At 38.3% G+C, this 22,953-nt stretch carries 22 protein-coding genes and 1 tRNA gene; 18 read left to right on the top strand and 5 right to left on the bottom strand.

The window, feature by feature from the left end:
* Genes LW137_RS06125 through LW137_RS06105 form a run of 5 tightly spaced genes read left to right on the top strand, consistent with a single transcriptional unit; the run spans position 1 to position 6,383 of the window.
* On the top strand, positions 1-2,124 hold the full coding sequence (locus LW137_RS06125) for a RelA/SpoT family protein (RefSeq protein WP_233034299.1): 2,124 nt from the start codon (positions 1-3) through the stop codon (positions 2,122-2,124).
* Positions 2,125-2,137: 13 nt separating this feature from the next.
* Positions 2,138-3,343, top strand: coding sequence for a tyrosine--tRNA ligase (tyrS, locus tag LW137_RS06120; RefSeq protein WP_233034297.1), 1,206 nt, complete (start codon positions 2,138-2,140; stop codon positions 3,341-3,343).
* A gap of 1 nt (position 3,344) precedes the next feature.
* Positions 3,345-4,427, top strand: a complete 1,083-nt coding sequence (locus LW137_RS06115; RefSeq protein ID WP_233034295.1) for a nitronate monooxygenase — start codon at positions 3,345-3,347, stop codon at positions 4,425-4,427.
* A gap of 33 nt (positions 4,428-4,460) precedes the next feature.
* Entirely contained in the window at positions 4,461-5,534 is a 1,074-nt protein-coding gene (locus tag LW137_RS06110) for an N-acetylmuramoyl-L-alanine amidase family protein (protein WP_233034293.1), read from the top strand.
* 9 nt (positions 5,535-5,543) lie between these two features.
* Positions 5,544-6,383 carry a hypothetical protein gene (locus LW137_RS06105; protein ID WP_233034291.1) on the top strand — a complete coding sequence of 280 codons (840 nt, stop codon included), beginning with the start codon at positions 5,544-5,546 and terminating at the stop codon, positions 6,381-6,383.
* Between the two features lie 20 nt (positions 6,384-6,403).
* Here LW137_RS06105 and LW137_RS06100 read toward each other — a convergent pair whose 3' ends face one another.
* Positions 6,404-7,462, bottom strand: coding sequence for a type II asparaginase (locus tag LW137_RS06100; protein ID WP_233034287.1), 1,059 nt, complete (start codon positions 7,460-7,462; stop codon positions 6,404-6,406).
* Between the two features lie 233 nt (positions 7,463-7,695).
* Here LW137_RS06100 and guaA point away from each other — a divergent pair, with 233 nt between their 5' ends.
* From guaA to LW137_RS06080, 4 genes are all read left to right on the top strand, one after another.
* Entirely contained in the window at positions 7,696-9,240 is a 1,545-nt protein-coding gene (gene guaA, locus LW137_RS06095) for a glutamine-hydrolyzing GMP synthase (RefSeq protein ID WP_233034284.1), read from the top strand.
* A gap of 3 nt (positions 9,241-9,243) precedes the next feature.
* On the top strand, positions 9,244-9,999 hold the full coding sequence (locus tag LW137_RS06090; protein ID WP_233034283.1) for a DpnI domain-containing protein: 756 nt from the start codon (positions 9,244-9,246) through the stop codon (positions 9,997-9,999).
* A 115-nt stretch (positions 10,000-10,114) separates the two neighbouring features.
* Positions 10,115-10,816 (top strand): hypothetical protein, encoded by a 702-nt coding sequence (locus tag LW137_RS06085; RefSeq protein ID WP_233034282.1) that lies wholly within the window; start codon positions 10,115-10,117, stop codon positions 10,814-10,816.
* A gap of 8 nt (positions 10,817-10,824) precedes the next feature.
* Entirely contained in the window at positions 10,825-11,472 is a 648-nt protein-coding gene (locus tag LW137_RS06080) for a DNA-methyltransferase (protein ID WP_233034281.1), read from the top strand.
* 62 nt (positions 11,473-11,534) lie between these two features.
* On the opposite strand, the gene LW137_RS06075 is transcribed toward LW137_RS06080, so the two are convergent.
* Entirely contained in the window at positions 11,535-12,350 is an 816-nt protein-coding gene (locus LW137_RS06075) for an ADP-ribosyltransferase (RefSeq protein WP_233034280.1), read from the bottom strand.
* A gap of 471 nt (positions 12,351-12,821) precedes the next feature.
* Between LW137_RS06075 and LW137_RS06070 the strand changes: the two genes are divergently transcribed.
* Positions 12,822-13,679 (top strand): DMT family transporter, encoded by an 858-nt coding sequence (locus LW137_RS06070; protein WP_233034273.1) that lies wholly within the window; start codon positions 12,822-12,824, stop codon positions 13,677-13,679.
* On the opposite strand, the gene LW137_RS06065 is transcribed toward LW137_RS06070, so the two are convergent.
* Positions 13,680-13,770: transfer RNA gene (locus LW137_RS06065), tRNA-Ser, on the bottom strand. It lies immediately after the preceding gene.
* Positions 13,771-13,907: 137 nt separating this feature from the next.
* On the opposite strand from LW137_RS06065, the gene fabD reads away from it, so the two are divergent.
* The 8 genes from fabD to LW137_RS06025 are packed head-to-tail and all read left to right on the top strand — an operon-like array spanning position 13,908 to position 20,109.
* On the top strand, positions 13,908-14,846 hold the full coding sequence (gene fabD, locus LW137_RS06060) for an ACP S-malonyltransferase (RefSeq protein WP_233034271.1): 939 nt from the start codon (positions 13,908-13,910) through the stop codon (positions 14,844-14,846).
* On the top strand, positions 14,847-15,536 hold the full coding sequence (locus tag LW137_RS06055; protein WP_233034269.1) for a 5'-methylthioadenosine/adenosylhomocysteine nucleosidase: 690 nt from the start codon (positions 14,847-14,849) through the stop codon (positions 15,534-15,536).
* A gap of 21 nt (positions 15,537-15,557) precedes the next feature.
* Positions 15,558-15,986, top strand: coding sequence for a type II secretion system protein (locus LW137_RS06050; protein ID WP_233034268.1), 429 nt, complete (start codon positions 15,558-15,560; stop codon positions 15,984-15,986).
* A complete protein-coding gene (locus LW137_RS06045) occupies positions 15,952-16,380 on the top strand; it encodes a pilus assembly FimT family protein (protein WP_233034267.1) in 429 nt (142 codons plus the stop codon). The genes LW137_RS06050 and LW137_RS06045 overlap by 35 nt, the downstream gene beginning before the upstream one ends.
* A 30-nt stretch (positions 16,381-16,410) precedes the next feature.
* Complete coding sequence (locus LW137_RS06040) at positions 16,411-17,073, top strand: outer membrane beta-barrel protein (protein WP_233034266.1); 663 nt, start codon at positions 16,411-16,413, stop codon at positions 17,071-17,073.
* A gap of 29 nt (positions 17,074-17,102) precedes the next feature.
* Positions 17,103-18,689, top strand: a complete 1,587-nt coding sequence (locus tag LW137_RS06035) for an N-6 DNA methylase (protein WP_233034265.1) — start codon at positions 17,103-17,105, stop codon at positions 18,687-18,689.
* Positions 18,686-19,138 (top strand): acyltransferase, encoded by a 453-nt coding sequence (locus LW137_RS06030; RefSeq protein ID WP_233034264.1) that lies wholly within the window; start codon positions 18,686-18,688, stop codon positions 19,136-19,138. The genes LW137_RS06035 and LW137_RS06030 overlap by 4 nt, the downstream gene beginning before the upstream one ends.
* Positions 19,138-20,109: a Gfo/Idh/MocA family protein gene (locus LW137_RS06025; RefSeq protein ID WP_233034263.1), complete on the top strand. Its 972-nt coding sequence runs from the start codon at positions 19,138-19,140 to the stop codon at positions 20,107-20,109. The genes LW137_RS06030 and LW137_RS06025 overlap by 1 nt, the downstream gene beginning before the upstream one ends.
* 18 nt (positions 20,110-20,127) lie before the next feature.
* Here LW137_RS06025 and LW137_RS06020 read toward each other — a convergent pair whose 3' ends face one another.
* Complete coding sequence (locus LW137_RS06020; RefSeq protein ID WP_233034262.1) at positions 20,128-21,456, bottom strand: anaerobic C4-dicarboxylate transporter; 1,329 nt, start codon at positions 21,454-21,456, stop codon at positions 20,128-20,130.
* Positions 21,457-21,486: 30 nt separating this feature from the next.
* Complete coding sequence (gene aspA, locus LW137_RS06015; protein ID WP_233034261.1) at positions 21,487-22,908, bottom strand: aspartate ammonia-lyase; 1,422 nt, start codon at positions 22,906-22,908, stop codon at positions 21,487-21,489.
* Between the last annotated feature and the right edge of the window lie 45 nt (positions 22,909-22,953).

The following is a 22,953-nucleotide window of genomic DNA, read 5'->3' as shown; positions in this document are numbered from 1 at the left end:
TTGGATCTTTTTTCATTTGTCACTTCTTGCAAAGAAATTTCCTCTTCTTTGCAAAAACTTCATTCTTTAACCCCCGTTACTTCACGAATCCAAAAAGCACTTGAATTTTCAATTGGTGCTCACAAAGAGCAATATCGCAAAAGTGGCGAGCCTTATGCAGTGCATCCTATTTGTGTTGCTTGTATTGTGGCTTATTATGGGGGCGATGAGGCGATGATTTGCTCTGCTCTTTTGCATGATGTGGTAGAGGATACGCATTTTTCTCTTGATGAAGTGAGATGTGAGTTTGGCGATGAGGTGGCTCAAATTGTTGATGCATTGACCAAGATTGTTGAGCTAAGAGAGGAGAATATTCCCAAGGGGATTCAGGATGCAAAAATCTTGGCTCAGGCTTCTTCTTTTCGCAAGGTTTTGCTCGCCTCTATTAAGGATGTGAGGGCAATTTTTGTCAAAATCTGTGATCGTTTGCATAATATGCTTACTCTTGATGCGCTAAGTGAGCAAAAGCAAAGAAAAATTTCTGAGGAGACTCTTGTTGTATATGCGCCAATTGCCTATCGACTGGGAATCTCTTCAATCAAAAATGCTTTAGAAGATCGCAGTTTTTATTATCTCTTGCGTGAGGAGCACAATAAGATTCAGGCATTTCTGGGTGAAAATCATTTGATTTTGAAGGGGAAACTAGAAGAATTTGTGCAAAAAATGAAGAATCTTCTTGTGCTTGAAGGATTTCAAGAGGAGAGTTTTCAGATCCAAAGTCGCCTTAAGCGTCCTTATTCGATTTATCTCAAAATGCAGCGTAAGGGCGTGGGGGTCGAAGAGATACTAGACTTACTTGCTATTCGAATCATTGTGCAAAATTCAATTGATTGTTATCGTGTTTTGGGGCTTGTGCATTTGCACTTTAAGCCCATTACTTCAAGGTTTAAGGACTATATTGCAATCCCTAAAGAAAATGGATATCAGACAATCCATACGACCGTCTTTGATAAGCGTTCAATTTTTGAAGTGCAGATTCGCACATTTGATATGCAAAAAAGTGCAGAGTTTGGATTGGCCGCACATTGGAAGTACAAGATGGGGAATCAAATTTCTCTTGATTGGCTAAGCAATATTGAATACAAAGATCAAGATATTGGAGAGTTTTATGAACTTGTAAAAAGTGATTTGTATCGCGAAGATATTGCTGTTTTTTCTCCTCGAGGAGATGTTTATTCACTTCCTGCAGGGTCTGTTGTGCTTGATTTTGCCTATGCTGTTCATACAGAGCTTGGAGAGAGTGCGATAGGAGCATATGTCAATCATCAAAAGGCTAATTTGCTAGAACGATTGAAAAATGGAGATATTGTGCGTATTGTGACGGGGGAGACAAGCGGAATGCGTTGTTCTTGGATTGATCTTGTCAAGACTTCTAAGGCAAAGAATAGAATCAGAATTAGTTGTCAAAACAAATTGAGAGAAATTAATCTTTTGATTGTGATGCAAATTTTGAAGACTTTTTTTGGCAAAACCTATGCTCAAATCCAATCAGCACTCTCAAAAAACTGGATCAACCCCAATGCAATCCTTAGCGAAGCTGAGATAAAAGATGCAAGCAAAAAATTGGTGGAATATTTTTATAAAAGTGGATCTTTGTTGTCGCGTTTGCGTTATTTGAATTGGGAGCTTCAAGAATATGAGATTGATAATCTCAAAATTTTAAGCCATAAGCCTATTGATGGTATTTTGTATGATTATTGTTGCTATCCTAAACAGGGCGATGAGGTAATGGGAATCTTGGAAAATCAAAAGGTGCTTATTCATCATAAGCTTTGTGAAAAGGCGAAAATTCAAGAAAATACAAAGATGGTTTTTGTAGATTGGACAGGCAAGATTGGGGCTAAATATAAAATTGTTATCATTTTGGAAGATACGCGAGGGGCTCTTGCGCGATTTTTGACGGATTTGGCAAAATATGGGTGCAATCTGACAGGGATTTTTTATAAGGGTTATCAAGATCAATTTTTGACACATTTTGAGGTAGATGTAGAAGTTGATTCTAAAATCGCCAAAGAGCTGAAAAATGGGATATCCAGTAAATATAAAATTGTAGAATTCCAAAATTTAAAAGATGCTTATCGGTAATTTGGAGAAAAAGATGCAGGTTCAAAACGCATTGAGAGATATTTGTCGCGGGACAAATGAGATTATTGCCCTAGATTATATTGAAACATTGGTGAAGCGATTTTATGAGACTGGAGAGCGATTTGTCGTTAAGGCGGGATTTGATCCAACTGCACCCGATTTGCATTTGGGTCATACTGTTTTGCTTCAAAAGCTTGCGACTCTTCAAAAACACGGTGGTTTTGTCAAATTTTTGATTGGAGATTTTACAGCCCGTATTGGTGATCCAACAGGCAAAAATGAAACACGTAAGCCTTTAAGTGAAGAAGAGGTAAGAATCAATGCCCAAACATATCGCGATCAGGTTTTTAAGATTTTAGATTCTAATCTGACAGAAATCTGTTTCAACTCTTTTTGGTTAAACAATCTTGGAAGTGCTGGAATGATTGAATTGACTTCAAAGTTCTCTGTAGCACGAATGCTTGAGCGCGATGATTTTACAAAACGCTACAAGGCAGGCAAGCCTATTTCTTTGGTGGAATTTATTTATCCTTTGCTTCAAGGTTATGATTCTGTTGTGCTTCAAAGTGATATAGAACTAGGCGGGAATGATCAGAAGTTCAATCTTTTGATGGGGAGAACTTTGCAGAAGGCATATGGAATCAAAAAAGAGCAATCTGTACTTCTTATGCCTTTATTGGAGGGGTTGGATGGGGTTCAAAAGATGAGCAAGAGTTTGGGGAATTATGTGGGGATTGTAGAGGCTCCAAAAGAAATGTATGCCAAACTTTTGAGTATTTCTGATGAATTGATGTGGAAGTATTATGAGCTTTTGAGCACAAAGAACTTAGATGAGATTGAAGAAATCAAAAGAGGCGTGAAGGAAGGTAGTTTTCATCCTAAGCACGCTAAGGAAGTCTTGGCTTTGGAGATTGTGGAGCGTTATCATGGAGAACGTGCTTCAAAAGAAGCCAAAGAGAGCTTTGATCAAGTTTTTAGCCAAAATGAGATTCCAAGTGATATTCCCTCTTTTGTTTTTAAAGAGGGAGAGTGGGTTTGTGCTATTTTGAAAGAGTGTCAAATGTCATCTTCTACCTCTCAAGCTCGAAGAGATATTCAATCAGGAGGTTTTAGAATCAATCAAGAAAAAGTTTTAGATATAGATTTGAAAATGCAAAAGGGTGAATATATTTTTCAAATTGGAAAGAGAAAATTTTCAAAAATTATTATTAAGGATTAGAATGCAGTTTGGGCCATTAAAAATTGGGAAACACACGATTAAATATCCTATTTTTCAGGGAGGTATGGGGGTTGGGATTAGCTGGGATAATCTAGCCGGAAATGTTTCAAAAGAAGGGGGATTAGGGATTATTAGCTGTGTAGGGACAGGATACTACAAACAAATGGAATTTGTTGAGAAGCTGGTAGCATCAAAACCTTTTGAAACACTCAATTTTTATTCAAAAAAAGCATTGAATGAAATTTTCAAAAACGCAAGAAAGATTTGCGGTCAAAGTCCTTTGGGAGCCAATATTTTATATGCAATCAATGATTATGGGCGTGTTGTAAGGGATGCGTGTGAGGCTGGTGCCAATTTGATTGTAACTGGAGCCGGACTCCCTTTGTCAATGCCTGAATTTACAAAAAACTTTCCTGATGTGGCTTTGGTGCCCATTGTTTCATCGGCGAAGGCTTTGAGGATTTTGTGTAAGCGTTGGGAATCAAAGCATAAGAAGATTCCTGATGCGGTTGTTGTGGAAGGTCCTTTGAGCGGAGGGCATCAAGGCTTTTCTTATGAGGATTGCTTTAAGGAAGAAAATAAGCTTGAAAATATCGTCCCACAGGTTTTGGAAGAAGCAAAAAAGTGGGGAAATATCCCTATTATCGCTGCTGGAGGGATTTGGGATCGAATGGATATTAATCGATTTTTGGCCCTTGGAGCAAGTGGTGTGCAGATGGCAACAAGATTTTTGGGAACTTTTGAATGTGATGCAAAAGCTTATCGTGAGATTATGCCAAAGATCAATGAGGAGGATATTGAGCTTGTTAAATCTCCTGTGGGATATCCTGCAAGAGCGATCAAAACAGGAGTTTTGCAACGCCTCAAAGAGGGAAATGCTCCAAAAATAAGATGTGTTAGCAATTGTGTGAGTCCTTGCAATAGAGGAGTTGAAGCAAAGGCTGTGGGGTATTGCATCGCAGATTCTTTGGGTGCAGGATATAAGGGGGATATGCAAAATGGACTTTTCTTTACAGGAGCCAATGGTCATAGAATCAAAAAAATTATTTCTGTGAAAGAACTATTCAGTGAGCTAGTGAAGTAAGTGAAATCTTTCATTGCTTTCTTTTTTGTTTTTTTGTCTGTCATTTGTGCTAAAACTCAAGCACTCAAAATACTTCAGGTTGTCCCCTTTGGAGAGGGACACATCAAGGTTACTTTCAATCGCGAGGTAACTTCAAGTGATCTTAAACAATATAGTCTTTCTGCCAATCGAAGCATTGTCGATATCAAGGGAATTTTGACAACACAAAAGAAAAATTACAATTTTCCCAATAAGGCTCGCATACAGATTGCCCAATACAATAAAACAACTGCGCGTATCATACTGCAGGCTATCCAGCAAAGGCACTATCAGATTCGGTTTTCCCAAAAAAATCTCTATATTGAATTAAAATCAAAGCAAAAGATTCAAAAGGAGCCTGTAACCCCAAAGCAAGCTAAGCAAGCAGGGAAGATCCAACAGGCAAGACCTAAAAAGCGTATCGTGATTGATGCAGGACATGGGGGGAGGGATTGTGGAGCTCTTGGTGTTTTGCGGGTTTGTGAGAAGGTTGTAACTTTGGCTGTAGCAAGACTTTTAAAAGATGAGCTTATTAAGAGAGGCTATGCAGTTTATATGACAAGGGATGCTGATAAGTATCTAGGATTGAGAGAGAGGACAAATTTTGCCAATGATCAAAGGGCGGATTTGTTTGTTTCAATCCATGCAAATTCTGTCCCAAAAACTTCCTCAAAAACAGCCAATGGTGTCGAAACCTACTTTCTTTCAACGGCACGAAGTGAGCGAGCAAGGAGAGTGGCAGAAAAAGAAAATAAAGACAGCATTGAGGTGATGAATTATTTCTCAAAACAAACCTTTCTAAACTTTATCAATGCGCATCGCTTGATTGCATCTAATAAGCTTGCAATTGATATCCAAGGGGGGATCTTAAATGCGTTGCGTCAAGATTATGCTCAAGTTTTGGATGGAGGAGTGAGAGAGGGACCTTTTTGGGTATTAGCTGGGGCGTTGATGCCATCAGTTTTGATTGAGATAGGCTATATCTCTCATCCACAAGAGGGAAGAAGAATCACTCATCGAGAATATCAAAAACTTCTTGCAAAGGGTATTGCAGATGGAATTGCTGGGTATTTTGCCAAAAACCCATAAGGTGTAAATTTGATAAAAAAGATTGTTGCTCCATTTTTTGCATATTTATTCTTTTGCTTTTTTGTGTTGGTTGTTTTGTCTTTGATCGTTTCGCAGTTTTCAGTGACATTTTCTCAGCTTTTTTTGCTTTTTAGCCAAGATGGACGTATTTTTGATCTTTTTTTGCATTTCTTATATTGTTTGGGGTTTTTGATTTGTCTGTATGCATTGATCAATGGAGATTCTAGAGACCAGCGGGAATCTTGTGAAATGTGGATCATTTTGGGACTCTGCCTTTTGTTTGTATATCTATTTGTATTTAGCCTCTTTGAGAAACAAGAAAGTCATTCTCTTTTGGAGTTGGTTTTAATACAAGAGCATTTGAGAAGTTTTGAGGAAGTGTTTTGGGATCATTTGGGAGAGATGATGGTTTGTGGATTTTTTTATATCTTTTTTTTACTCATTCCTTTGGGATGTGTGCTCTTGAGATATTTTCCCAATAGCTTACATCCTCTGGGGAGGGTTTTGCAAAGGTTGAGTCCATCTTTGAATGTTATGATCTATATTTTGATGGGATGCGCATTGCAGAGCTATTTTCATAAGGAGCATTGGATCTTTTATCTTGATTTGATTGCTTTGGGGAGTATTCTAGTTTTGCTTGGATTGGTTTTGAAGGAAAGGCGATGCAATCTGGGATTTTTTGAAGTTTGCAACCTAGTTTTTTTGGGTTTGGGAATCTGTGTCTTTACCCTTTCTTCTTCTTTAATTCATGATGCAAATTTTAATGCGCGATATGCTTTTTTTATGCTTGGTTTTGTGGCGTGGTGTGCGGAATGGATGATAAGTTTTGTTGCTTGGAGGGAGAGGTAGCCCTTAGGAAGTTCCTTGGGCTAATATTGGAGCATAAGTTTTTGAATGCTTTGGACCTCTGTAAAGCCATTTTGTAGCGCAAGCATTAAAATAATTCTTGCAGCTTGTGGAGTGTGCCACCATGAGGTAATAAAGCCATATTTTTCATCATCCACTTCTCCCCATTGTGTCACAGGACCATAGATCATCCTGCCCGCTCGAACGACTTTGATTCCCATTTTGCTTGCTTGAATGAGGACTTCTTGCGCACTTGTGCTGATGTTTCCATTTCCTACACCAGCGATGATGATCCCTTTTGCTCCAGAATGAATGCTCGCCTCCACTGCCTTTTCATCTAGTCCCGCATAACCATAAATAATATCAACGCGCGGGAGAGAAGTAATGGAGGAGATGTCAAATTGGCTATTGAGTGTGTGGAGTTGATTAGATGTTCTTAAAAAATAGGGTTGATTATTCCACATATAGCCCAAGATTCCAATATTTGCGGGTTTAAATGTATCTAGATGCACGGGATTGGATTTGGTTATGTCTGAAGCGCTGAAGATATTTCCATTGGCTGTCACCATAACCCCTTTTCCTCTAGATTCTTGAGAGCTTGCCAAAACGATCCCATCAAAAAGATTCTTAGGTCCATCTGCACTGATTGCAGTGGATGGTCGCATTGCTCCAACTAAGACAACAGGCTTGTTGCTTTTGATGACAAGTTGCAAAAACATCGCAGTTTCTTCAATAGTGTCTGTCCCGTGCGTGATGACAATCCCATCGATGTCTTTTTGCTGAAGGAGATCATTGACACGCTTTGCGATTGTGATCCAATCAGATGGAGTGATATCTTGACTTCCCTTTTGGAGAATTTGTTCGCTCTTGAGATTGGCATATTGACTGATCTCATCGGCAGGGAGGGCTTGTAATATGGTTTGAATTAGCACTTTTCCAGAATCATAGCTTGAGGTAGTTGCATCTTTGCCTGTTCCTGCTCCAGCAATCGTCCCTCCTGTAGCAAGAATGTAGATTGTGGGTTTTCCAAATAGAAGGCTTGCTCCTAAAAGGAGATAGAGTATGATTGTTTTGGCTTTCATTTGTGTTCCTTTGTGTTGAAATCAAGGAAGTTGTATCTTAAGGTAGAGGGTTTTTGTTTGGGGGGATTTAAAAAAGTAATCAATGAAATGAACTAGAGGATATTTTGTAACACAATATGGATGAGTTTTTGTGAAATGTGAAAAAATGTTTGGAAAATTTCTTTTAAAAGATTCCAAAAACCCCTAAGGACAAATTAAAATTACAACATTATTTTTTTCCAAAGGTGAAATGGATGCAGATTGAAATTTTGGTATTGGATTTTGGGAGTCAATATACACAACTCATCGCAAGAAGATTGCGTGAATTTGGTGTTTATACCGAGATCGTCCCCTATTTTGAAAGTCTAGAGAGTATTAGAGCTAAGCAACCTAAGGGGATTATTTTGAGCGGGGGTCCGGCAAGTGTGTATGAAGAGGGGGCATATAAGCCTGATTGTGGTGTATTTGATCTTGGAATCCCTGTACTTGGAATCTGTTATGGAATGCAATATATCGCTGATTTTTTTGGTGGGAGTGTTGTGAGGGCGGAACATCAAGAGTTTGGCAAAGCTACACTTGAATTAATGAGTGGGGGAGGAATCTTTGAGGGGGTGAAGCAAGAGAGCATTGTATGGATGAGTCATGCAGATAAAGTCGAGAAAATCCCACAAGGCTTTATAGAACTTGCAAAAAGTGGCAATACGCATTATTGCGCGATTGCTCATCAGGAGCGGAAAATCTATGCCCTGCAGTTTCATCCAGAAGTCGTGCATAGCGAGTGCGGAGGGGAGATGCTCAAAAACTTTGCAGTCAAAATCTGTGGAGCAAACACAGAGTGGAATATGCATCACTTTGCAGAAACAGAGATTGTCAAACTCAAAGAGATCGCCAAAGATGGTAAGGTGCTTTGTGCGGTGAGTGGTGGGGTGGATTCTAGTGTGGTGGCGACATTGCTTTATCGTGCGATTGGTGAGAGGGTGATCCCTGTGTTTGTTGATCATGGATTGCTTCGAGCCGGTGAGAGAGAAGCGGTGGAGGAGATGTTTAGAGAAAATCTTGGTGTGCCACTGATTACTGTGGATGCAAGTGAGATTTTCCTAGGCAAACTTAAGGGTGTACGAGATCCTGAAATGAAGCGCAAAATCATCGGAGAAACTTTTATTGAAGTATTTGAAGCTGAAGCTAAGAAGCATAATAGCAATGGAGAGATTAGATTCCTTGCTCAAGGCACGCTCTATCCTGATGTGATCGAATCTGTGAGTGTCAAAGGGCCAAGTAAAACCATCAAATCTCATCACAATGTGGGGGGATTGCCTGATTGGATGAAATTTGAGCTTATCGAGCCACTTAGAGAGCTATTTAAAGATGAGGTGAGGGCGCTTGGAAGAGAGCTTGGGATGCCCGAATCGATGCTTATGCGACATCCCTTCCCTGGACCTGGGCTTGCTATCCGTATCATGGGTGAAGTCAATAGCAAGGATTTGGAGCTATTGCGCAAGGCAGATACGATCTTTTTGGAAGAGTTGCATAGGAGTGGATGCTATGATAAGGTGTGGCAGGCCTTTTGCGTGCTTTTAAATGTTAAGAGCGTAGGAGTGATGGGAGATAATCGCACGTATGATAATACGATCTGCGTGCGTGCAGTGGAAGCTCTAGATGGGATGACAGCGACTTTTGCCCATCTTCCTCATGAGCTTTTGGAATCTATCTCTAATCGCATCATCAATGAAGTAGAGGGAATCAATCGCGTAGTGTATGATATCACTTCTAAACCCCCAGGTACAATTGAGTGGGAGTAGGAAATGTTGCAAACTCTTGATTTAAGTGTTGGGAAGGGATATAAAAATAAGTCACAAATCATTAGGAATGTGACTGAAAAATGGGTAGAGGATTATGGTTTTTGTCCTCAATGTGCAGGTGCTTTGGGGCAATGCCCCAACAATTCTCCCGTTGCAGATTTTTATTGCAAATATTGTGGAAAGATTTTTGAACTCAAAGCAAAAAATGGAAAAGTGGGGGCAAAAATCAATGATGGTGCTTATACGACAATGATTTCTAGAATTACATCAAATACAAATCCTGATTTCTTCTTTCTTAATTATGATTCTAAGATGAGGATTAAAAATTTTTTTGCCATTCCAAATTTCTTTTTTACACCTCGGATTATTGAACAGAGAAAACCTTTAGCTCTAACAGCAAAAAGAGCAGGGTGGGTTGGATGCAATATCTTATTGGATCAGATTCCCGAGAGCGGAAAACTCTTTTACATCCAGAACTACAAGATAGAGAGTCGAGAGAGGATTTTAAAAAAGTATCAAAATATTGTTTTCGTTGAAACTCAAAAATCTAAAGGATGGATTTTTGATATTATGCATTGTATTGAGAAGTTAAAAAAGAATGTTTTTTCATTATCTGATTTGTATGTTTATGGGAAAGAGTTACAACAAAAGTACCCTCAAAATAATAATATTCAAGCCAAAATTCGCCAACAAGTACAATTTTTGAGAGATAGGGGATATCTAGATTTCCTTGGAAATGGAGTTTATTGTTTAAGATAATTTTATTTCTAATGATATTCAAGCTTACCTAGATAGGTATATCAATAATTTTTTAGATATTGAGGTTGGTATCTATTGATGGTTACTAATTTTTTATAATTTAGTAAGGATAAAAATGAAAAAAAGTGAGTTTGATAAGTTATTGATTTCAAAAAGTAAAGAGGGGAGAAGTGATGGGGCTTATTCTCGGCTTTTTGGGGATAATGAATTGGGGGCGTTAATTAGTCGCATTCATGCAACCTCAATAAGCGCAGGAACATATTTGGAGAATGCGATTTCTGAAATCGCTTCGCAACTTAGCGTAAATGAAATACCCAATATTTTTAATGCAACACTTAGTGGTGGAGCTTGGATTGTCTCAAAAAAGAATCTTAAGAAGTATGTAACTCCTTATCTTAACTTAGAAAAACCTACTGAACCTGATTTTCTCATTGTTGATTCGCTCAATCAAAAATGCATTGTTCTTGAATTAAAAGACGGAGATAACTTTGACACCAAAAAGGCTCAAGGTGAAGTGTTAAATCTAAAAAAATATTCGGATGCATTAAATGGAAAACTTGCATATCCTTGGGTTTCAAGGATTGGGGTATGTATGTTTAATCAAGAAGAACATAAAAAAATTGTTGAGGGATTTAAGGGGCATATCGAAGAGAAAGATGCAATCACGGGAAGTGAATTTTGTATGTACTTGGGTTTAGATAAGAATGAAATTAACTCGGAAAGACAAAAAGCATGTAATCAAAATTTTCATTTTTTCATTGATGAGATTTTAAAGATTGAGGCAATTAGAAATATTTTAAAAAGTAAATTGGAGTAAGACTTGGCATGAATAATTTGCTAAATCAAAAGCTTGATTTTTGTGGATTAAAACTTCTTTCACAGATTGAAAATGAAAGTGTTGCCTTGGCTTTCTTTGATCCTCAATATCGTGGGGTGTTGGACAAGATGAAATATGGCAATGAGGGAGAGAGGCAAAAGGGCAGATCGGAGCTTGTGCAAATGAGTGAAGAAACCATTATTGCTTTTATCATAGAAATTCACAGGGTGTTAAAGCCAAGCAGTTATTTGATGCTTTGGATTGATAAGTTTCATCTTTGTGAGGGTGTGCGGGAATGGCTAGAGGGGACAAGTTTTCAGAGCGTGGATCTCATCACTTGGGATAAGGGCAAGATGGGGATGGGTTATCGCACAAGGCGACAAAGTGAGTATTTGCTAGTCTTGCAAAAAAAACCCATCAAAGCCAAAGGCACTTGGAATCTTCATAATATCCGCGATGTCTGGAGTGAGAAGCTCCCTCAAGAGGAGATCAAGCTCCATCCTCATAGCAAACCCAAAGGCTTGCAAAAAGCACTCATACAATCATGCACAAAAGAAGGGGATATCGTGCTAGATCCTGCAGCTGGGAGCTTTAGCGTGTTTGAGTGCTGTAAGGAACTAGGAAGGAATTTTATAGGAACCAACCTATCTAATTAATCCAATGATTTTACTTGGTTTTGAAGTCTGAGAAGCTATCCACCCCTGTTTTTGTCATCGGTCTAATTTTGCCCACTTTTTTCTTGCTTAGTGCTGATGTTAAGCTTATTTTCTTTGGGTGGTTGTCTTAGATTATCTGCTTTTTTCATGATGCAAGGTTTTCCCAAATAGCAGGGTCCATCCATTGCAACAAGAATGCTGATCTTTTTCCTATCCTCAGATATTTTATAGTCTTCAATTGTCAAGATTCTATCTCTTGGAAAAAGCAATTCATATTGAGTAGAAAACGCAGCTAAACCCTTGATAGATACAAACATTGCAAGAGAATATTTTGGAACTTTGATGGCTAATTCTACGATGCGATGTTGAAAAACACTATTTCTAATAAGAGTGGTAGACATAAAGCCATAGTCTTGGTATCTTTTGCTTTTTATGGGATCAAGGTAGCTTTTAGCAGAATCTAGAAATTTTCCATCTTTATAAATGTGGCTAAAAACAACATCTTGCCCAAGCAATCTTGAAAGAAATGAAAGATCTTCATATCGATAAGTGAGAGTGTCTTCAAAAATAATTGTTTTTGATAGGGCTTTATCAAGGATTGCAACCATCTGTTTTTGTTCGCTACTTAGTGAAGATAGAGGATCTCCTGAACGCAATTTGTTATTGATGACAACAAAATTTCCATAGGTATAGCTATAGATTGTTTTTTTCTCTTCCTCACTAAGTTTCAATCCATTGTAGAGATTACTCCACCAAGTAATTGCCTCATTTCCACTATAAAATTTTTTATAACCAGTCGTATTAAAATCTGCAATATTTCCAGCAAAACAAAAACCCTGAAGTATTGCAATCAATGTGATACAGAAAACTTTCTTCATGATAAACTCCAAAATCTATATAGTATTTATAAATATTATTTTTTATTTAATAGATTTCATCTCTTTTAGAGAATTGATAAAAATATTTTCCTAATTTTTCTAAAGAAACTTAGTTGTAGTTTGCGTATTTGAAGAGATCTTTGTGGTTTTTGTGTATGTGGAAAGATATTATCGTATATGTGGCTCTGTTGCTGTGTGTCTAAGAAATTTTTGTTGCAAAATAACTGACACAAAGATTGCGCAAGGCTTTTGATATTGGTATCTTGAGCTTTCAATAAGAGGTGTGTTAATTATTGAGAGGAATATTTGTTGGACTTATTTTATTGCTAGATGATAATAGATGCAGCCTTTGTGATATTGGTGATTAAAGTTTGACATTTTGTTTCCATTCTCAAAGCAAGAATGTAAGTGCTAAGATACGCCTTTAAATTCCCAGTCATTTTAAGATTCTCATGTTTTGGAAGGAAAGTTATGGCATTTGAATGGAGATTTGTATTTCTTGCGCTTTTGGCCGAATCATTTATTATTTATGCAAGTGTCCTTGTAAAGATGATTGATCTCTCTCCAATTATGGTGGGTTTTTATCGCGTGGCTTTGGCAATGCCCATTTTTGGATTGCTTGCTTTAAAAAAAACAAATATCTTCAAAACTCCTTGGAGAGATATGGCACTAATGGTGTTTGCCGGAGTGTTATTTGGGCTTGATTTAGTGTTTTTTAATCTTGCACTTCATCGCACAAGTGTGGCTAATGTGAATCTTTTTGCCTCTTTGGTGTGCTTTATCCTAGTGCCAATTGGAGCGATATTTTTTGGAGAAAAGGTCAAGTCGGGATTTATTGTTGGTGCTTGTGTTTCGTTTTTGGGTGTTGTGATGTTAGTGAAAGGGAAAGGCGGAGAGAGTGTTGCCACGCCCTTAGGCGATCTTTTTGCTTTTATCAGTATGGTTTGCTATAGTGTTTTTCTAGCCCTTGTGTTTGGATTGCGTAAGAAATACAGCACAATGCATCTGTTTTTCTTTGCTTCACTAGGTTCAAGTCTTGTTTTGCTAGGCTTGGGGTGGCATCTTGAAGGATTTTCTATCCCTCAAGATGCTAAAACATGGGGGATTATGCTTGCTATTGTAGTGTGTGGGCAGATTTTGGGACAAGGGTTTTTTGGATATATTATGGGAAAAATCCCTGCTCAAGTTTCTTCTCTTCTTCTCTTGTTTTCTCCTGTTGTAGCGGCAACTATGGGATATGTGTTTTTGCAAGAAAAATTGGGTTGGATTGAAATGTTGGGAATCTTTGTCATTATCTTTGGGGTTTACTTAGCTCAGAAGAAAAAATAATGGCGGACAGGGAGGGATTCGAACCCTCGGTAACCTTGCGGCTACGCATCCTTAGCAGGGATGTGGTTTCAGCCAACTCACCCACCGGTCCAACCAATCTCTCATCTAGTTGAGAGGATTGGAATTCTACCGTTTTTTTCCTAAAAAATGACAGATTTTTCAAAAAAATTGTTTTAAATAACTTTGTGCTAGACTTCCAGCTCTAACTTTATCAAAGGTGGAAAATTGATGAAAAAATACGCTTTTATTTTTCCAGGGCAAGGAAGTCAAGCCCAAGGAATGGGGGGAGATTTTTATCGTTCTTTTTCGATTGCAAAGGAATGTTTTGAGCAAGCAAGTGATCTTTTGCAAAAAGATATGACAAAGCTTTTGTTTGAGGAAAATGATGAGATCAATCAAACACAATGGACACAGCCCTCTATTTTTTTAGTGAGCTATATCGCACACAAAATTTTTCAAAGTGAATTTCCTCTTTCCTTTCAACTAGGATTGGGGCATTCATTGGGTGAGCTGAGTGCTGTAAGTATTGCTGGAGGCTTGAGTTTTGAGAATGGCATTAAGCTTACGCATCTTAGAGGGAAAATGATGACTCAGGTTTGTGAAGGAAAAGATGCTGGAATGATGGTGATTGTGGGCTTGGAAGATGAGATTTTAGAATCATGGAGCAAACAAGCAAGAGAAAGAGGACGTGAGATTTGGTGTGCCAACTATAATGGAGATGGACAGATTGTTTTGGCAGGCAGGAAAAAAGATTTGAGTGAAAGTGAAGCAGAGATCAAAGCCCTTGGAGCCAAGCGTGCAATGCTTTTGCCAATGTCTGTAGCAAGCCATTGTCCAATGCTGGAGGAAATGAGGGGAGAGTTTGAGGGCTTGCTTGAAGAGATGTTAATAGATTCTTTTTGTAGTCCTATTCTTTCTAATGCTACAAATGAACTTTATTCAACTAAGCAAGATGCAAAAAAGCTCCTCAGCCAACAACTAATTGCTCCTGTGTTTTACAAACAAGGAATTAGAAAAATCGATGAGGGTGTTGATGGATATATTGAGTTTGGGCATGGAAATGTGCTTAAGGGGCTAAACAAACGTTTGAGCACAAAGCCAACGCTAAGCATTTCGGATTCTCAAACTCTTAAAGAGAGCATTGAAATTTTAAGTGAGGGGGTATAGATGAAAGTTGCAATTTTGAGTGCGATGAGGGAGGAGATCACGCCATTTTTAGAGAAATATCCTCATTATTCTGTGCAGGAGGTGGGAGGAAATACTTATTATCTTGTGAAGGCTGAGGGATATGAGATCATCTTGGCTTATAGCAAAATTGGTAAGGTTCATTCTGCCCTAAGTGCTAGCACAATGATTTTACATTTTGGAGCAGAGAAATTGATTTTTAGTGGAGTAGCTGGCGGATTGAGTCCAAAGCTTAAGGTGGGAGATTTGGTGATTGCAAATAAGCTGTGCCAATATGACGTTGATATCAGCGCTTTTGGTCATCCTTTGGGGTTTATCCCTGAAAGTAGTGTGTATATCCAGGCAGATCAGAAGCTCAATGCTTTGGCCAAGACGGTGGCTCAAGAAATGGGGATTGGGCTGCATGAGGGGATTATTGCAAGTGGAGATAGCTTTATTGCAAGTGCTGAAAAGAAAAAATGGCTGATTGAGACTTTTGGAGCAGATGCTGTGGAAATGGAGGGTGCAAGTGTGGCAAATGTGTGCCATTTGCTTAAAATTCCTTTTTGTATTTTGAGATCTATTAGCGATAGTGCAGATGGTGAGGCAGATGTGAGCTTTGATGAGTTTTTGGAATCAAGTGCAAAAATCAGCGCAGATTTTGTAGAGGCAATGCTTAAAAAAGGGCTGTAAGTTTGCAAGGAGGAGGGAAGAATGAGAAAGGCCTTTAGTATGCTTGAGCTTGTTTTTGTGATTGCGATTTTGGGGATCTTGGCCTCTATTGCGATTCCAAAATTTTCTTTAACGCGTGGAGATGCACAAAGTATCAGTATCCAAAGCGATCTCAATCAAGCCATTAGCGCAATTCAGCGTGATGTGTTTGTGAGGAATTTGATGCCCTCTGACATTCAGGGAAACTATATGATTGAGGTGGCAGGCTTGAGCAAGTCGCGCTGGATTTCTGTTGGAAATGGAATCAAGCTTGCCAAAAATGGGGCAATTGATACTCAAAATGATTGCGTTGTGTTTGAGTTTGTTGATGGAAAAAATTTGCATGTACAAATTGCGCAAGTTGATACTCCATTGTGCCAAAGGCTCTATAAAGATTATGAAGAGAAAATCATCCCTCTTTTCGCTCAATAGAGGGTTTAGTTTATTGGAGTTGGTGATTGTAATCGCAATTTTGGGAATCATTGCATTTTGTGCTTTCCCAAGATTCTTTATTCAAGAAAGTCTGTGTTTATATCATCTTAGAAACCGCTTGCAAAAAGCAAATCAAGAGTTTTTGATGCATTATGCTCGCTCTATTACTGAAAATCAGGCACCCAAGATTGATTTAGTGTTGCAAGAATTGACCAAAAGAGATGATCCTAGATGCTATTTTGAGCTCAAGGATCATAGGTTAGTTGCTCATTTTGACACAAAAGCACTTGAGTTTGTGATCACTCCAAAAGATTTTTCATCTAAGCCTAAAATTTATTGCCAGCTTTCCAATCAGTTGTGTCGAAATTTTTGGGGGAAGCAACTCAAAAAATAATAAAATTTAATTTTTTATAAGGAGAGATTTGTGAGAAAGTTGTTTTTGATATGTGCTGTTGTTGTGGGTTGCTTTGCTCAGTTACAGGTGATTGAAAATAAGCCTGAGACAAAATCAGGATTTTTCTTTGGCGCTGGTCTTGGTGTAGGTGCAAATGCGATGAAGTTTGCAGGGATTCAAAATAATTTGTCCTACAGTGAAGATCAAAGCTATGCTTCATTTGTTGTTTCGGCAAAAGTTGGTGGGTATTATTATTTTACGAAGATGATTGGCTTGCGTTATTACTACAATTTAGATGTCAATTTCAATCCTGGTGAGAGCGAGGGGAGAGCACCAATTGAAGGATTCTATATTCTTTCAGGATCTCATACTCTTAATGCGGATGCTGTTGTTAATGTTTTTGCAAGTAGGAATATTGAATTTGCTGTTGTGGGAGGGGTAGGAATGGGGCTTGTAGCGGGAGAATATGGCGGTCGCTATAAGACTGTTTATGGGCCTACGGAAAATAATTTTGTAGATTTTGAATTTCGCTTTAATGTAGGTGCTAGAGTTATGTTTGATCAAAAATATGGTCTTGAATTGATGGCAAAGCTTCCCGTGACTCCAATGACTCAAGTTGCTGGTGATGGAATCAATTATAGAAAATCTTCACCTTATTATTTCACGCTTGATTTTGTAATGGAGCGTTTCTAATCTTTTGACTTGTTTGAGTTGGAAAATAAGTGAAAAAGATTCTAGACTGCTTTGAATATCTCAAGAGGTATCAGATAGATTTATTTGAATCTATCTGCATTCTTTTAGAATGCTTTATTTTAAAGCAAAATCATCAGATCCCCTCTCTGCTTCAGAAGGCACAAAGGCGTCAAAAAATTTATGAGAGCTATCTCTCTGCGCTCAATCAATATGTCCAAGCAACACCTCCCAATCCTCATCTCAATCTTGCTAAAGTGCTTAGAGTTGTGCAAGAAACACCATTGCAGAATCTTGGGCTTTTTTTTGACCTTATTACTCAAAAGAAAACCAACAACAAGCTTTTCTTTTATACAACTCCTCTTGAAGTGAGCATCCTGCTTAATGCTCTTGCAGATTTACAGGAAGGAGAAAGTCTATATAATCCTTGTTTTGGGCTTGGAAGTCTTTTTTTGCAGATTCCAAAAGGGGTGAGTATATATGGAGAGGAGCTAGATGAGCGATTTGTCAAGATAGCCTCTCTGATCTGCAAGCTCAATCAAACAGAAGCGACTCTAATGTGCAATGATGTCCTCAAACAACCTGCATTTAAGGATATTGATGGGTTTTTGCAGTTTGATAAGATTATCTGCAATCCTCCGCTGCACTCTCATCTTGGCACAAATTACATCAAAGAAGATGAGCGATTTCGTGGATTTGTATCCAAAAACTATCCTGAATTGGTGTTCTTTTTTCATGCGCTTGTACATCTTAAAACGCGTGGTGTGTTTATTTTGCGTAAGGGAATCTTTAAAAATCTTGAATCTAAATTTCAAGAGAAGCTTTTGGGGAGATTGGAGTGCATTATTGATCTGCCAAAGAATATTTTTCCCTATCAAAATCATGATTTTTGCATTGTGATTGTTGGGAAAAAAACAGACAAGATTCTCTATATTGATGCAAGCAAAAAACACTTCTATCAAAAGGATGGAAGATATCATCGACTAACTCATATTGAGGAAATTGTTGATCTCTACTCACAAAGAAAACTAACTTGCTATTCAAAAACACTCAATGAGATTGACGAGATGTTTGAAAACTCGCAAAGCGAAGAGGGCGTGAGGCTTTCTCAAATTGCTCAAATCTTTAAGGGCAAAAGAGTTTATGGATGCTCAAAAGATGAGAAAATTGAATTTTTTGAGATTGGGTCTAGTGATTTTGAGTCTCTTGGCTTTAGTAATCATTTTGATCATTTGAGACTTGAGGGGCAGATTCAGAAGGTTATGGAATATGCGTTAAAGCCTTATGATATTTTGATTTCTTGGAGGGGAAGCTTTCCTAAGGTTACAATTCTTTCTCCAAAATTATCTCATTTATGTGTCGCAAATATGGGGGTGATTGTTGTAAGGGCTCAAGACCCACAGAATGCTTTGGGGATTTATACCTATCTTTTTAGCTCTGTGGGATATCAAAAATTGTGTGAGATTTGCACAGATTGTCTGGAGATTAAGAAACTTAAAAATTTTGTTTTACCCTCTAATCTTTCCCGTCATATTTCTTATTTTGGTGAAATTGAAAAATTATCTTCCAAGTTGCGTTCCATCCAAGATGAAATCACTCATTTGAAGGATTTGATATGAAAGCTTTACAATCTCAAATACGCGATGTGAGAAGTGGAAAGGGGGTAAAGATCATTGAGCCTTGCAATTTATATGAATGTGAATTGGGAGATGAGGTGTTTGTCGGTCCTTTCACGGAGATCCAAGCCGGTGTCAAGATTGGTGCAAGAAGCAGGATACAAAGCCATAGTTTTATTTGCTCTCTTGTTGAGATTGGCAAAGATTGCTTTGTAGGGCATGGAGTGATGTTTGTAAATGATTTATTTGCAGAGGGGTATCCCTCCAAGAGTAGCTCTGAATGGAGGGCGACAAAGATTGGCAATCAGGTTAGCATCGGATCTAATGCAACAATCTTGCCTGTGAGAATTTGTGATGGTGTAGTGATTGGCGCTGGAAGTGTGGTAACAAAAGATATTGCACAAAGAGGAATTTATGCAGGAAATCCTGCGAGAAAAATAAGGGATTTGTGATGAAAAAAATCAAATGTGCCATTATTGGGTATGGTTATTGGGGAATCAATATTGCAAAAAGTTTAGATAAATGGGGTTTGTTTGAGATTGAGACAATTTTTGATGAAGATATCTCGCGTATTAAAGAGGCTCAAAAGCTGTATCAATTCAAAATTTACTCAAGCTATGAGGAGATTTTGAAAAATGATGCAATTGAGGCGATTTTCATCATTACTCCCCCTCAAACGCATTATCAGCTTGCCAAAAAGGCAATTATGGCAGAAAAACACCTTTTTGTCGAAAAGCCATTAACGACAAATCTGAAAGAGGCTTATGAGCTTTATGAGCTTGCAAGCCAAAGAAATCTCAAGATTCATTGCGATCATGTTTTTCTTTATTCTCCTGCGGTTGGCTACTTAAAAAGCAATATTGAAAGCTTTGGAGAGCTTGTTTATATTCACTCAAGGCGCATTAATCTCGGGCTTTTTCAGAGCAATGTAGATGTGATTTGGGATTTAGCGATCCATGATTTGAGTATTATTGATGCCCTTGTTGGACTTGAAATTAAAAAAGTGAGCACTTTTAGCAAGAAGTATCAAAGCTATCCCAATGATGCTTTGGCCAATATTAGCATTGAGTTAGAAAGTGGAATCATAGCCACAATTAGCGTATCTTGGCTTAGTCCTATTAAGGTGCGAGAAATGATTATTGGGGGAAGCAAGAAAAGTGCGGTTTATGATGATGTGCAACGAGATAAGATTCGAATCTATGATGCAGGAGTTGTGATTAAAGATGAGTTTGATAAAGATACTCTTTTTGCAAAAATGGTGGAATATCGATTAGGGCAAGAAGAGGTGCCAAATCTTCCTAGTTATATGTCTTTAGATGCCTCTATTGAGACCTTTTATCATATGATCCTGCAAAATGGACCTTCTAATCGCGATCATGTTTTGAGGGTTATTGAAGCCTTGGAGATTATCTCAAAAGCATAGCCCACCCCATTTTTAGGGTTAGAGCATAAGTGGAGCCAAAATAAAGCCTAAAGCCACGCTAATCCCAATTGACAGAAGTCCTGGAATCATAAAAGAGTGATTGAAGACATATTTTCCAATTTTAGTTGAGCCTGTATCATCCATTTGTACAGCACCCAAAAGAGTTGGATAAGTTGGCAAAACAAATAACGCACTGACTGCTGCAAAAGAAGCAACGACAATATAGGCATTTTCTATATTTCCAGAATCAATCCCAAGAGCAACTATAACAGCGGGCATTAAAGCTTTGGCTGTTGCTGCTTGAGAATAAAGAAGCATTGATCCAAAGATCAGTCCAACAGCCAGAAGAAATGGATAATCAGTAACCATTGCTGAAGCATAGGTTTTGATTCCTTCAATATGCGCTTTGACAAAAGTATCGCCCAACCACGCAACGCCCAAGACACAAATACAGGCAACCATTCCGCTTTTAAAAACACTCGAATCGGGTATTTGAGCTGGTTTGACTTTGCAAAATAAAACAATCAAAGATGCAACAACAAGCATAAAGCTAATGATTGCTCCATCTCGTGGCAAGACAACTGGATCGATTAGTTTAATATTGTTTGAAATTGCGCAGGCATAGGCGACAACAAACAAAACTCCAATAAGAAAAAAGCCAACAGAAAGCTTGGCGCTTGAAGTAATGTTTCTTTGATTGTGGCCTTTGGGTTTGGAAACTAAGCCTTGAGCAAGTCGCTCTTGATAGGTTTTGTCTTTGCTCAAATCAAGTGAGCTAAAGGTGCTAACAAGGAATGCTGTAATCATGCATCCACAGAAAGTAGTCAAAATCCAAATCCCAAGCAGGCTTAAATAACTCATTCCTAGGGGTTCTAAAATACCTGTCATATATACAACAGCAGCTGAGATAGGTGAGGCTGTGATGGCAATTTGAGATGCAACAACAGCAATGCTTAATGGGGCTGATGGTTTGATATTTGTGCTTTTGGCCACATCGATAATGACGGGCATCATAGAAAATGCTGTGTGCCCCGTTCCGGCAAAAAGTGTGAGTGTGTATGTGATGAGTGGTGCTAGATAGTTGATATATCGTGGATTTTTGCGCAAAATCTTTTCAGCTAGATCAACTAAATAGTCCATACCACCAGCTACCTGCATTGCAGAAATTGCTGCAATAACTGATGCAATGATCAAAATGACATCTGTAGGAATGGAACCTGGCTGTAATCCCAACAAAAGTGTAAGGACAACAACTCCTACTCCACCTGCATATCCTATACCAATGCCCCCAATTCGGACACCAATAAAAATGGTGCCCAGCAACACAATAATCTCTAAAGCAATCATCTTTTCTCCTTGGTTTTACTTTTGAGCTTATTATTTTTGCATTTTTTGTTTATCTTCATTCGTCATATGGGGTTTGAGCATATTTTCTGGTTTGAAGATTTCATCAAGTTGGTTTTGAGTGAGCAATCCTTGTTCTAAAACGATTTCACGCACCCCTTTACCTGTTTTGAGTGCTTCTGTAGCAATCCAAGCAGATTTTTCATAGCCAATGTAGGGATTGAGTGCAGTAACAATCCCAATTGATCCAAAGACATAATTTTTGCATACTTCTTTATTGGCTGTGATTCCATCAATGCATTTGCTTGCAAGAGTTCTCATTGCTTTGCTTAACATCTCCATTGAGTTAAAGAGAGCATATGCCAAAACTGGCTCCATAACATTGAGTTGAAGTTGTCCAGCTTCTGCAGCAAAAGATACAGTAACATCATTTCCAATGACCATAAAGCACACTTGATTGACTACTTCGGGGATCACGGGATTGACTTTTCCAGGCATAATTGTGCTACCAGGCTGCATCTTTGGAAGTGTAATTTCGCCAATTCCTGCTCGTGGACCAGAGCTCAAAAGTCTAAGGTCATTGCAAACCTTTGAAAGTTTAACTGCCACACGCTTTAAAACACCGCTAACTTGGACGTAAGCACCATTATCTTGTGTGGCTTCAATGAGATTTCCTGCAGTAATAAAGGGTTTGCCTGTCACTTCTTGAAGTTTCTTTTCGACAACTTTTGCATAATCAGGATGCGAATTCATTCCTGTTCCAATTGCTGTTCCACCTAGATTGATCTCTCGAATCAGGTTTCTTGCTTCTAAGACGCGATCAATATCCTCCCCGATCATAATTGAAAATGTTTTAAATTCTGCTCCAAGGGTCATGGGAACAGCATCTTGAAGTTGAGTTCTTCCCATTTTGAGGATGTCTTTGAATTCTTCTGCTTTGCGATCATAAGATGCTTGCAAAAACTTCATCATCTCCGCAAGATGTGTAAGTTTGTCATAAATTGCAATTCTCATTGCCGTAGGGTAAGCATCGTTGGTTGATTGGCTTAGATTGACATGATCATTTGGGTGGCAGTATTGATATTGTCCTTTTTTGTGTCCCATTAGCTCAAGGGCGATGTTGGCAATAACTTCATTTGCATTCATATTTGTACTTGTTCCAGCTCCACCTTGAATCATATCGACAACAAATTGGTCATTGTATTTTCCACTCATAACTAGATCACAAGCTTGGCAAATGTAGTTTTTGAGATCACTGCTAAGCAGTCCAAGTTCGTAGTTGGCAAGGGCTGCAGCTTTTTTGACTTGCGCTAGCGCAATAATGAAGCTGGGAAAATTTTTTAATTTATCATGAGAAATGTCAAAGTTTTCCAAAGCTCTAAAAGTTTGCACACCATAATACACATCTTCTGCAATTTCTAAGTCTCCCAAGAAATCATGTTCAATTCTTTTCATTTTTTCTCCTTTGTGCTGATTTGATTTAATCTTAGAGCTTTATAG

Origin of the sequence: Helicobacter kayseriensis, from assembly GCF_021300655.1 — a bacterium.
GTDB classification, from domain to species: domain Bacteria; phylum Campylobacterota; class Campylobacteria; order Campylobacterales; family Helicobacteraceae; genus Helicobacter_G; species Helicobacter_G kayseriensis.
Note: the sequence above shows the minus strand (reverse complement) of the source record. Positions and strands in the feature narration are given on the sequence as shown.